We start from the raw sequence: 12,218 nt of genomic DNA on the forward strand, positions 1-12,218 counted from the left end.
TTATAAAACCTTTGATATTTCTAAATACAATTTATCTGTATGGTATTTTATTGATAGCTCTAATTTTTTCTCAAATAGTATTCCACTAAGTGCAACTACCATTCCTGCCATTGTTGGAATTGTTGCCATTGATACTCCATTTGCCATTGATTTTACATTGCTAGTACCATTTAGTGCCATTACATCAAATACTTCAATCATTCCTGTAACAGTTCCTAATAAACCAACTAATGGACAAACAATAATCAAAGTCTTGATAAAACTAAGACCTGATTTTAGTTTGATATTTGAATCTTCAATTAAATACTTTTTTATCTCTTCTTTAAACTTTTGATTGAATTGTTTTTGTGATAAATCTTGCTTTAAAGCTTTTGCATATTTTTTATATTCAAAGCTAATGTAAATATATCTTTCAATAAGCAATGCCCAAAGAAATAGGGCAATTGCAAATACGATATATAAAACAAAACCACCTTTGTCAAAAAAGTTAAAGAAGTTATCTATATATAAATCAATCATGTTATTTAAGTGTTTTTGCTAACATTCCTATACTTTGCTCTTCTAATACAGATACAATAGCTTCAGCTTTTGAAGAGATATATGTATATGCAAAAAGTAATGGAATAGCTGTTACAAGACCTAAAACAGTTGTAATAAGAGCAGTTGAAATTCCACCTGCCATAAGTTTTGGGTCACCTGTACCAAATAAAGTAATAGCTTGGAAAGTTGCAATCATCCCTGTAACAGTTCCTAGTAATCCAAGTAATGGAGTTACAGCTGCAAGAAGTTTTACAAAGCTTTGACCTTTTTTGATATGATTCGTCTCTTTTAAAATTGCTTCACCAATTTTGATTTCTAAGTCATTGATAGAGTCATTTACATTTTTATAAAATACTCCTGCAATTTTTCCTAAAGAGTTTGAATCATCGTAGTTTTCTAAATTCTTTTGTTGTTTTTTGATTTTTGTATGAATAAGATTTAAAAACACAATTTTATATGCTGCAAATAATAAACCTAAAACACCAAGAGTAATAATAATATATCCTACAATTCCACCTTGGTTAATTCTATCCATGATTGTTGGATTGTTACCAAGCATTTCAAAAAGAGTTCCTCTTGTTGGGTCAATTAGTGCAGATTTTATTTCATTTGAGCTTTCCTCAAAATCTTGTGCATTTGATGTATATGCTGATGATGGTTGTGTTGATAATTCAATTAATGAGTTTATATCATTTGAATACTTTAAGAAGTTACCATTTGAGAAGGCTGAAAATACACCAACTCTAGTTACATCTTGAATATTTCTTTCACCATTTTGTAAAATAACATTTGCTTGATAAGTTGATACTTGTCCACTTTGAATGATTTCATCTAGCATTGTGTGCCAAAAAGAAGTTAACTCTTCGATTGTAGGAAGTTTTTTAGAGTTTGAGAATTTTGTGAAAATCTCTTCTTTTTGTGGAAACTCTGATGCTGTAAAACTTCTTTGGTAGTTTGTTAAAAAGTCTGCTGAAGTTTGTCTTACACTTCCAAACATCTCACCTAAATCACCAATCTTTACATTTAGTTCGGCTTCTTTTGAAGTTAGAACTTCTTCATTTGCTTCAATAAGTTTTTTAAGTCTTTTTGTTTCAATATTTTCTAGTTTTAAATCTTTTTTTGCTTGAAGAAAAAGTGCTTTTTGTTGGTTTTTATTTTCAACAAACTCTTTTAGTCTTTTTTTCTCATCAATGATTTCTTTATTTGATGTTTGCTTTACACTATGTAGTAAATTTTCTAAATCAAGGGCAAAACTTGAGTTTATAATTAATAGTGTTGCTAATATATATTTAATCATTAGTTATCCTTTGATGTTAAGAATGGAAGATTTAGGAAATCAACATTTTGATGTTTTTTAGCAATTTTGATACCTTTTCTGATATTCGCTTTTGCATTTGAACTTTCTACTTCAACCCAAGATCTAGTTTCATTATTCCAGTATCCATAAGTTTTAAGGTCTAAACTTTGATAGTATAAAGCTGTTCTTCCAAGTCTAAGAAAATCATATGTAGTAGCATCAATTTTGTCTTGGTATGTTTCAATACTATTTGCATAGTCATACTCAATTTTAAAGGCTTCTAAAATAATTCTATATTTTTCAGCTGTTTTAATATCTGCTTTATCAAGGCTTTTTTCTATGTTTTCGATTCTAGTTGTTCTTTCATCAAGTAAGAAAGGAGTGTCCATTTGAACTAGTTTTTTTAAGCTATCAACCATGTTTAACATAAGAGGGAAAATATTTTTTTGAGTATTTTCAATATCTACAATTTGTTGATTGATATTGCTAAGTTCTTCTTTTTGTGATTGAAGGATTTTTCTTAGTTGCTCATTGTATACTCTAGTACTTTTTAGTTCAGCATTTGTATATTTATATTTGCTAAGAAGCTCTTCTCTTTGGTACTCTAAATTATCTATTTTATTTTGATAATTTTTTAGTTTGTTATTTGTCTTTTCTATTATATCTAGCGATTTGTCTATCTCGTTAGAGAATAGAGAAGTTGATAAGACTAATGAAAATAAAATAGTATTAAATAACTTATTCATTTCTACCCTTTTAGTATTAATTTTGAGAATTATAATCATTTTATTATAAAATTAAACTTATACAAAATTACATAAATAATTTATAAAATTATGCTATAAGAAAACTGTTGTTAAATTTGTGAATACAGAAGAGTTAGAGTTATTAAATCTAAAAATTGATTCTTTTATATGAGTTTCAATATTTGTTTTATTTATCCCTCTAAACTTTTTTAGTCTAGTATTAATAAACTCATTTAGAGTATTTTTTGTATTCATATAACCTAGAACAATATATTTATTATTGTTTTTATTTAGTAGTAGTTTTGCGCAGTTGATTTTTTTGTTTCTGATTAAACTATTTTTAACTTCCTCTTCAATTGGAAAGTTACAATCCTTAAGCAAAATAGTTTTATTGTCATACTCTATATAAAATACAAAGTTTTTATTGAGTGTAAAATATTTAATATAACAATGTTTTGGTTTTTGCTTATTTGAAATCTCTTGAGTATTTGTAATATATGTACGAAGTTGTTTATAGTACTTATTTATAGTGACTCTACTGATATTTACTCTCATCGAGGCTTCACTTGCAGTAAGGTCTTCCCCAAAGCATTTGCAAATATTTTCAATAGTTGAGTTATCTATTTTTTTGTTTCTCATATAATAATTATTATCTATATCAAAATTTTCCATTTCTAATTCTATAAAAAAAAGATGTGAAAAGTGTGTGTACAAAATTGATTTTAACTAATGTTATTTTTTGCTTATCATGTAAGGTTTCTTTGTAATATTTCTATAAGAATAAATAGGAAATAATTCGCTTATCTTAATTTTAATAATTACTATCAATAAAGGAAATATTGTGAAAATAAGAAATAAAAAAATATTAGGGCTGTCACTTTGTGCAGCTTTCTTAATCCATGGTTCAGTATTCGCAGCTGAAAATGATACAACTAAAACATCTCTTGGAACAGTAGATGTTGTAAGTTCTAGTGATACTGAATCAACGAACTCTTATACACTAGACTCAACAAAATCTGCTACAAAACTAAGTTTATCACTAAAAGATACACCTCAATCTGTAAGTGTATTTACCCACCAAAAACTTGAGGATTTAGGAATTACTTCTTATCAAGAAATCTTAGCTTCTGTTACTGGAGTTTCAATGAGTAGATGGGATGAAAGATTAAACTCAAGTGCAAGAGGTTTTACAATTGACTATTATAAAGTTGATGGAATGCCAACTTATACTAGTTATGATGAAAGAGATTTAGACCTTTCTATCTTTGACAGAGTAGAGATTGTAAGGGGTGCAAATGGTTTATTAACAGGAGCTGGAAATCCTGGAATGAGTATAAATCTTATTAGAAAAAGAGCTAAGAGTAAAGAGTTTGCAGCTGATATTACATTAAAAACTGGTTCTTTTGATTCTTATAGTGGGATGGTAGATGTATCTTCTAAACTAAATGAAAGTGGTTCTGTAAGAGGAAGATTGATTGCAAAATATGAAGATAATGACTCATATATGGACTATTATGAAAAAGAGAATAAAATTCTTTATGGGGTAGTTGATGTTGATTTATCTGATAGTTCATTTTTATCATTTGGTGCAAATTATCAAGATTTAGATAGAAGTGGTATTAGATGGGGAGGTTTACCTGCTTTTTATTCTGACGGTTCTAGAACTAACTTTGATACTTCTGATATTGTTTCAAATAAAGATACATATTGGAATGCTGAAACAAAGGGTGTTTTTGTAGACTTTAAACAATATTTTGCAAACAATATACTGTTTAATTTATCTTTATCTCATAACAGATATAAAAGTGAATCAAACTTATTATATTTTGGTGGAACTGTTGATAAAGCTACAGGAGTAGGAATTGGAAGTATTTCTGCTTATGAAAATGAGGATTATAAAAAAGAGAACAATATTGATGCTTATGTATCTGTTCCTTTTAATCTTGCAAATTTAGACCATGAAGTAATCTTAGGATATACATATAATACAGATAGTAAAAAGTATGATAATCAAAAGGGTTCTGGTGGAGGAGCATCTTCATTAGCAAATCCTTTAATTAATTTTAATAATATCAATTTAGATAGTTTTGATAATCTTACTTCTTATTCAGGAACACCAAATAAGATTAAACAAACAGCTGCTTATTTAGTTGGTAAATTTTCTTTAATGGAAGATTTAAAATTAATAGCTGGAGCAAGACTTACAAATTGGAAATATACAGAAGATGGTGGAGTAAACGATAGAGAGTTTGATAATGAATTAACTCCTTATGTAGGGTTAGTTTATGACTTAAATGAAAATCATTCTATTTATACAAGTTACACAAGTATCTTTAAGCCAGATGATAAAAAAGACAGAAGTGGAAATTATTTAGACCCATTAGAAGGTAAAAACTATGAAGCGGGTATTAAAGGTGAGTATTTTGATGGTAAATTAAATGCTTCTTTATCTGTATTTAGAATTGAGCAAGATGGTACTGAAAGTGATGGAGCTCAAATAAATGGTTATCAACCTTATACATTTGTTGAGGGAGTTACAAGTAAAGGTTTTGAGTTTGATATTCATGGTCAAGTAACTGATAACTTTAGTTTAAGTATGGGAGTTGCAAACTTCAAAGCTGAGGATGCAGAAGGTAATAAGTTTAATACTAAAGCTTCAAGAACAACTGCAAATCTTTTTGCAAAATATACAATGGATAAGTTACAACTGGGAGCAGGGCTAAACTATAAAAGTAAATACTATACTGGTTCAGATGCTCAAAAGATTACGCAAGATGCATTTACACTTGCAAATGCTATGGCATCATATAAAATTGACAAAAACTCTAGTCTTCAGTTAAATGTAAATAATATCTTTGATAAAGAGTACTATGAAGGAATTGGAAATAACCTTATGATTTATGGTACGCCAAGAAATGCAACATTAACTTATAAATACACTTTCTAAAATAATTAGCTAAAAAGGAGTTTTCCTTTTTAGTTATACTTCCAATTATGATAATAACTATTAATATTTAATAAGAATATTGTATAATTCTTTCCATGTTAAAAGAAGAGTACAAAAAACTAAAAGTTCTATATGTAGAAGATGAAGATTTTATTAGAGAAAATGCAGTCTCATATTTAAAAAGATTTTTTGAAAATGTTTATGAAGCAAATGATGCTTTTACTGCACTTGATATTATAGAAAAACAGAAACCTCACTTGGTAATAACTGATATAAAAATGCCAAAATTAAGTGGCTTAGATATGGTTAGAAAAGTTAGACAAAGTGATAAAAAAACACAATTTATAGTCCTTTCTGCTTTTACAGATAAAAACTATTTACTTGATGCCATTGATTTAGGTTTAGTAAAATATCTTACAAAACCAATCAAGCATGACACTATTTTTCCTTTACTTCTACAGTGTGCAAAAGAGAGTTTTGAAGATGAAAGTAACAAAAAGTATTTAACTGAGACTGCTTATTATGACAGTTTTGAAAGTATTTTAAGAATTGAAGAAAAAGAGATAAAATTAACAAAAAGTGAAATATCTCTTTTAGAATTGCTATGTAAACAGCATCCTAAACCTGCTACTTATGAACAGTTACAAAGTGATATTTGGCAAGATGAATATATGAGTGAAAATGCACTTAGGCTTTTAATAAGAGACTTAAGAAAAAAACTACCTACAAACTGTATTAAAAATATATCTAAGCTTGGATATAAGATAGAACTTTACAGATGAAAATAGTTCTTTCTTTTCTTTTTTTCTTCTCTTTTCTGTATGCTGATAAGTTCAATGTTATTGAGTCTGTAAAGATTTCTGAAGACTTAAATAGTTTTAAAAATGCAAGTTATCTTGAATATAAAGATAAAAAAGTTAAACAGTTTGCTATAAAAGTAAAATTAAAAAAGAAAAACTATCTTGGTAAAAACTATTATCTAACTGCTATTTCTGATTATGAGAACATGACTCATACAAATACTATTTATAAAAACTATAATCATATGATGCTTATCAAACTTGATAAAACTGCTCCTGATATTTTATATTTTGAGTATGAATATGATACTCCTAAAAGACCAGGTTTTAGAGTAAAAGTTATCTCTCAAAGTGAATATGAAAACTTGTTACCCTATGAAGGTATAATCTATGGAGTAGCCTATGGGATAATTTTTTGTGCTTTTTTATACTACTTTATAATCTACTTTTCCATAAGAGAAAAATACTTTCTTTACTACTCAATTATGCAACTTTTTGTTTTGTTATCTTTGATAGGTTTTATGATAGTAAGTTTTAAACCATATCCAACAACATTTGCGCAAACACTAATAGATATACTTGAAAACTTGAGTTTTATATTTACTTTACTTTTTGCAAAAGAGATTTTAAATGCAAAAAATAAGTTATCTTTTTCAAGTAGTTTAATAAACTTTTTTTTATGGATAAATACAATTGATATAGGGGTTATTCTTTTAATAAATTACTCCTTACTATATGAGTATATGCCTTTTTATATAAGTTTTTTGATTCCTTCTTTATTAGGTTTACTTTCAATTATAAATGGAAATAAAAATGCCATTATTTATACTATTGGTTGGAGTTTTATGGCTAGCTTTGTATATATGGCAGAGAAGGACTTAATACCTTTTAGTGGTATTTATACTATTCACTTTGCAGCTCCAATGGAGTCATTAATTTTTACTTTAGCCTTAGCTTTTGCTCTTAGAAGAATAGTAAAAGAGAAAAACGAAAAAGAGAAACTTCTAATACATAAAGAAAAACTAGCCTCAATGGGAGAAATGATAAATAATATCGCTCATCAATGGAGACAGCCTCTTACTCATCTTAGTTTTATAAATATGAATTTACAAATGGCTTCATATGATGAGAAACTTTCAAAAGAGTATTTAGATGAGAAAATTGAAGAGTCAAATAAACAGTTGGAGTTTATGTCAAGTACAATAGATAGTTTTCGAGATTTTTATAAGCCACAAAAAGAGAAAGAAAACTTTTATTTATCAAAGGCTGTAAAACAAGCAGTTGATATTATGGCTGTTTTATTAGAAAAAGAGAATATAGAATTAGAGCTTGATATTAGAAAAGATAAAAAAATTTATGCCTATGAAAATGAGTATTCTCAAGTAGTTTTAAACTTAATTACAAATGCAAAAGACGTTTTAGTTCAAAGGCAAATAGAGGATGGGAAAATAAAAATCACCATAGATAGCTATTTTGATAAATCTTTCACTACTGTTTGTGATAATGCAGGTGGAATAAAAAAAGCTGATTTAAATAAGATTTTTGAGCCATATTTCACTACAAAAGACAGTGGAAGTGGAATAGGGCTTTATATGTCTAAAACAATAATCAACTCTCACTTTAAAGGAAAACTAAGAGTTGAAAATAAAAAAGAAGGTGCCTGCTTTACGATAGAGGTTTAATCCTCTCTACCATAAAGTTCTGAAGCTTCTTGAATAACTAAAAAAGCATCTTTATCATGTTTTTTAGTAATACTTTTTAGAAGTTGCAACTTTGAAATATCTACAACTACAAGAATTAAAGTTTTGCTTTTTTCTTGTTTTAGATTGTATCCATTTATTATTGTTCCATGTTCTCCAAGTTTTGCATCTATGTCTTTACTTAATTCTCTTATATTATTTGAAACTATTGTTACAGATTTTTGAGCGGGTTTTCCTGATATTAAAATATCAATTATTCTAGAAGTTATATATATTCCAATCACAGAAAATAAAGCTTTTTCAAGGTCGTTATAAACAAATATAGACCAAAACATAATAAGACCATCAATCACTAAAAGAATTTGCGAAGTTTTAAATCTACTTTTTTGGGCTATAACTTCTGCAAGAATAGTTGTTCCTCCCGTAGAAGCTTTAGCTAAAAGTATAAGTCCAACTCCTAAACCTATTAGTAATCCTCCAAAAATAGCTGCTAAAATTATTTCATTTGTTGCTGGTTGTATTTTTAGAACTTCTCTTAAAAGATCAGTAAATAAAGAGATAAGAGAGATAGAAACTAAAGTTTTAAATACAAAGTTCTTTCCAAAATATTTCATTCCAATTAAAATTAAAGGTACACTAACAATAGCTATCCATACACCAAGTGTAAATAAGGGAAATATCTCATGTAGAAGTTGGGCTAATCCTACTCCTCCTCCTGTTACAATACTATTTGGATTTAAAAAAGCCGTTGCAGCATAAGCAATAATAAATGAACCAATAATTAAATATAAAATCTTTTTCATATCTATTTTAAAATTCCTTTTTTGCTTGAATTATAGATAAAAATAGAATTTTATTCTTTACTATTATTGATTAAAAAGTTTACTATTCTTGCTTAAAATAATTTTATTAAGTTATAATGATTTTATGAAAAAAGATACTCAAAAAAGACATAGTCAAATTGCAAATGATGTTATGCACTATATTTATAGATATATTAGTACTGATATTAATCTTGATGAATTAAGTATAAATCTAAATATCAGTAAGTTTCATATGCATAGAGTGTTTAAAGAAGAGTTCGGACAAAATATTTATGAAACAATAAAAGCAATCAGACTTCAAAAAGCTGCAAGTTTACTTTTAACAAATAAAAGTTCAACTATCTCAAATGTTGCAAGAAATTGTGGTTATACTTCCCAAGCAGCTTTTATTCGAGTATTTAAAGAGATGTTTAAAACTACACCAAAGCGTTGGAGAAATGGAGAATATAAAGAGCTATTTCTTAGAAAAAGCCTTAAAAAGTTTCAAATAAAACCAGAAATATTTAGGTTTAAATCACGAAAAGCATATTATATAAGACATACAGGAACTAAACAAGAGTTTGATAATTCTTGGGATAAGTTAAATACTTGGGCTTTGATAAAAGGCTACAAAAATTTTAATAAAATCAATTTTTTTCATGATAATCTAGTTTTAAAAGAGTTTGAAAAAAGTCGTTTTGTTTCTGCTCTTACTTTTGATAAAGAGTTAGTAGATGATAGTTTTCCTTATCTTACTATGCCGGAACAAATTTGTGCAAAGTTTAGTTTTAAAGGTAGTAAAAAAGAGTTTGTTGATTTTATTTTCTGGGTTTATTTTGATTGGTTGATAAATAGTGGATATGAAGCAAATACTGAGCCTTCATTTGTTATATATAAAAATGATTTTTATTTAACAAATGATAAGACTCTTGATTTAGATTTTTATTTATCTATCTCAATGTAAGTTTTATTTTTTTAGTTGAGCAGTTAATATTTTTGTATTTCTTGCACTAAAATATAAAGTAAGAGCAAGAAGAACAAAGGCTATTGAAAACAGTACAATAACAGAAGTGCTAATTAATGCTCCATGTTGATTTTGAGAAAGTTTTTTACTTGAAGTTTCCATTGATGTTTTTTTAGTAAAACCTTCAAGGGGAGCAAAACCTTCTTTTACCACAGTATGTCCAGGTCCTCCATCAAGAACTACTTGGTACTGCTCTTTTGGAATCTCAATTGTAAGTTCACTTTCATCTGGAAGTCTTTTTTGATATAACACTTCTCCTGAAATTAGTGACTCAAGTTTAACTAAAGCACCAACAGTTTTCTCTCCTGTACTAAAAGCTCCAACTACTGTTATTGTATTGTCTTCATTATCAATAACATCCATAAGTAAAGTATGAGCACTTAGGTTTAAACTTAATAGTAAAAAAACAAGTATTGATTTTATTTTCATTATTTATCCTTTTTTTTAGAAAATAGAAGTTTAAATTCTTCTCTATCTTTTGGTATTTTGAATCCTATAAATAGAAGTAAAAGTCCAAAAATAAATAGGGCAATATCAACATTTAAGATGATAAACATATTGTTTGTAAATAGTTCAATAGGAGAAAATCCAGATACATAAAAATGAACAAGTGGTGTTATCATAAATAAAATTGCACCTAAAACTAAAAACTCTTTAGCCGCTTTAAAAGAACAAATTCTATAAAAAGCCCAAGTTAAAGTACTAAGCCATGCAATAAAAAATAGTCCTTTTTGCCAAAACATCCTATCTTGCATATCAAATGGTAAAAGCCATTGAAGTAAAAAGATAAATCCAGTTGCTGGTATAACTCCAATCATAACTGTTAAAGATAGTTTTCCAAACCAGTGATAAAAGGGAATTTTATTATCAAACTTTTTAGCTTTTTTCTCTAAGAAAAGCATCACTCCAAAACCAATTGCAACTCCACAAATAGCCATGATAATAGCAATGATTGTTCTTACAAAAATATCAACTCCAAAAAGCAAGTGTAAGAAATATAAAGTATCTGCAAACATACTTGTCCAGTTTCCATCTAATACTTTTTTGTACTCAATTAAACTTCCATCAACTCCACTTAAAACAACAACTGGGTTATTAAATACTCCATTTAGAAATGGAAAGTTTGGATTATATCCCGTAAGTTCAACTTGTGCAGAACTATCTTTCCAGTTGATAAGTTTTATTTTGTCAAAGTTGATACTTGGATTTACATCTTCAGCTTTTTGAATAAGTTCACTAATTGGAAGCATGGAAGCTTGTTCATTGTTTTTTTCTACTAAAGCTCTTTGAGGCTTTAATACTGGACCAACTGCTTGCCAAGTATTTGAGATTTCACCTTTTGAAGAGATATATGTCATTAAAGTTGAGCCTGAATATCCAATATTCATATAAGCTCCTGTAAGAGTAACTATTACAAAAGGAGCAAATAACCACATAAAAACTTTTCTATGGTATTTTGAAAATTTTCCTTGATGGTTTTTGGGGTTATTGTTGTATTTTAAATAATAAACTTGAATAAGTCCACCAATAATTAAAAGCATAACTGAAACTGCAACAAGACCAAATACAAAGTATCCAACACTCATAAAAGGTCTTCCATAGTGCATATGATTTAAAAATCTTGCTAACTGAGAATTGTCACCTTCATCATTTACTTTTTCCATAGTTTTTGGATTAAAAACAACTGGTTCTACAAACATATGATTTACTTTTAAGGCTGGGTCATTAAAGTATCCAGGAAGTTCAATAATAATATTGTTTGTAGGAAAGTTTGGGTCACTAATAACTGGGTCAATCATCTTTGAGTAGTTTATCTCTTTGATATTTGCAGCTTCAAAATGTCTTGAAGGTTTTTCCCATGTTTGAATATAGGGTAAAAAGATTGCAAAAATACCAAAGAAAACACATAAGTACATAAATAATGAGGCACTAATTCCTACACTTACATGTATTCTTTGAAGTCTTTGTTTAAATAATTTACTTGCATTTTCCATAGATTAACTTCCTAAAATAAAAAATAAAATACCAATAGCACATATTAAACTAGGAATAAAAACCCTTTTAAGTGCAATCAGTTTTGTGTGAGATAGGGCTATCCAAAAAGAGAGAACTGCCCATAATAAAGTATAAAGGTATATAGGAATAACAAGGGACTCTCCTAAGGGAACAGGTGTTAAAAAGCTTAATAAAGTCATAAATAAATAAGAGACTAATAGTCCACCAAAGATAGAACACAAAGTTCTAAATAAGCCAATCTTTTTTCCGCTATTTTCAGGTGTTGAGAGATTTTTATAAATAGTTTTAAATTTTGAATTCAACAATAATACCTTTATTTAATTTTGAGAATTATAATCATTTAAG

The 12,218-nt window shown here is 27.7% G+C and carries 12 protein-coding genes; 4 read left to right on the forward strand and 8 right to left on the reverse strand.

Features of this window, described 5'->3' with window-relative positions:
* The 4 genes from CRV03_RS11665 to CRV03_RS11680 all read right to left on the reverse strand — a co-directional run bounded on the left by CRV03_RS11665 (position 1) and on the right by CRV03_RS11680 (position 3,255).
* Positions 1-519, reverse strand: a complete 519-nt coding sequence (locus CRV03_RS11665) for a MotA/TolQ/ExbB proton channel family protein (protein ID WP_129085321.1) — start codon at positions 517-519, stop codon at positions 1-3.
* A gap of 1 nt (position 520) precedes the next feature.
* Positions 521-1,837: a MotA/TolQ/ExbB proton channel family protein gene (locus CRV03_RS11670; protein ID WP_129085322.1), complete on the reverse strand. Its 1,317-nt coding sequence runs from the start codon at positions 1,835-1,837 to the stop codon at positions 521-523.
* Positions 1,837-2,583 (reverse strand): DUF3450 domain-containing protein, encoded by a 747-nt coding sequence (locus CRV03_RS11675; RefSeq protein ID WP_164968661.1) that lies wholly within the window; start codon positions 2,581-2,583, stop codon positions 1,837-1,839. The genes CRV03_RS11670 and CRV03_RS11675 overlap by 1 nt, the downstream gene beginning before the upstream one ends.
* Positions 2,584-2,676: 93 nt before the next feature.
* A complete protein-coding gene (locus CRV03_RS11680) occupies positions 2,677-3,255 on the reverse strand; it encodes a hypothetical protein (RefSeq protein WP_129085324.1) in 579 nt (192 codons plus the stop codon).
* Positions 3,256-3,424: 169 nt separating this feature from the next.
* Between CRV03_RS11680 and CRV03_RS11685 the strand changes: the two genes are divergently transcribed.
* The 3 genes from CRV03_RS11685 to CRV03_RS11695 all read left to right on the forward strand — a co-directional run bounded on the left by CRV03_RS11685 (position 3,425) and on the right by CRV03_RS11695 (position 8,012).
* Positions 3,425-5,530: a TonB-dependent siderophore receptor gene (locus CRV03_RS11685; RefSeq protein ID WP_258239080.1), complete on the forward strand. Its 2,106-nt coding sequence runs from the start codon at positions 3,425-3,427 to the stop codon at positions 5,528-5,530.
* Between the two features lie 95 nt (positions 5,531-5,625).
* Complete coding sequence (locus CRV03_RS11690; protein ID WP_129085325.1) at positions 5,626-6,312, forward strand: response regulator transcription factor; 687 nt, start codon at positions 5,626-5,628, stop codon at positions 6,310-6,312.
* Positions 6,309-8,012, forward strand: a complete 1,704-nt coding sequence (locus CRV03_RS11695) for a sensor histidine kinase (protein WP_129085326.1) — start codon at positions 6,309-6,311, stop codon at positions 8,010-8,012. The genes CRV03_RS11690 and CRV03_RS11695 overlap by 4 nt, the downstream gene beginning before the upstream one ends.
* Here the strand turns inward: CRV03_RS11695 and CRV03_RS11700 are convergent.
* Positions 8,009-8,833 (reverse strand): YitT family protein, encoded by an 825-nt coding sequence (locus CRV03_RS11700; RefSeq protein ID WP_129085327.1) that lies wholly within the window; start codon positions 8,831-8,833, stop codon positions 8,009-8,011. The two genes, CRV03_RS11695 and CRV03_RS11700, sit on opposite strands and share 4 nt — an antisense overlap.
* Positions 8,834-8,957: 124 nt before the next feature.
* On the opposite strand from CRV03_RS11700, the gene CRV03_RS11705 reads away from it, so the two are divergent.
* Positions 8,958-9,797: a GyrI-like domain-containing protein gene (locus CRV03_RS11705; protein ID WP_129085328.1), complete on the forward strand. Its 840-nt coding sequence runs from the start codon at positions 8,958-8,960 to the stop codon at positions 9,795-9,797.
* A gap of 3 nt (positions 9,798-9,800) precedes the next feature.
* Here the strand turns inward: CRV03_RS11705 and CRV03_RS11710 are convergent, their stop codons facing one another.
* The 3 genes from CRV03_RS11710 to CRV03_RS11720 are packed head-to-tail and all read right to left on the reverse strand — an operon-like array spanning position 9,801 to position 12,175.
* Entirely contained in the window at positions 9,801-10,286 is a 486-nt protein-coding gene (locus CRV03_RS11710) for a hypothetical protein (RefSeq protein ID WP_258239081.1), read from the reverse strand.
* Positions 10,286-11,851 (reverse strand): PepSY-associated TM helix domain-containing protein, encoded by a 1,566-nt coding sequence (locus tag CRV03_RS11715; RefSeq protein WP_129085329.1) that lies wholly within the window; start codon positions 11,849-11,851, stop codon positions 10,286-10,288. The genes CRV03_RS11710 and CRV03_RS11715 overlap by 1 nt, the downstream gene beginning before the upstream one ends.
* Positions 11,852-11,854: 3 nt before the next feature.
* Positions 11,855-12,175 carry a hypothetical protein gene (locus tag CRV03_RS11720; protein ID WP_129085330.1) on the reverse strand — a complete coding sequence of 107 codons (321 nt, stop codon included), beginning with the start codon at positions 12,173-12,175 and terminating at the stop codon, positions 11,855-11,857.
* Between the last annotated feature and the right edge of the window lie 43 nt (positions 12,176-12,218).

The organism is Arcobacter sp. F155, from assembly GCF_004116455.1.
Lineage (GTDB): Bacteria > Campylobacterota > Campylobacteria > Campylobacterales > Arcobacteraceae > Halarcobacter.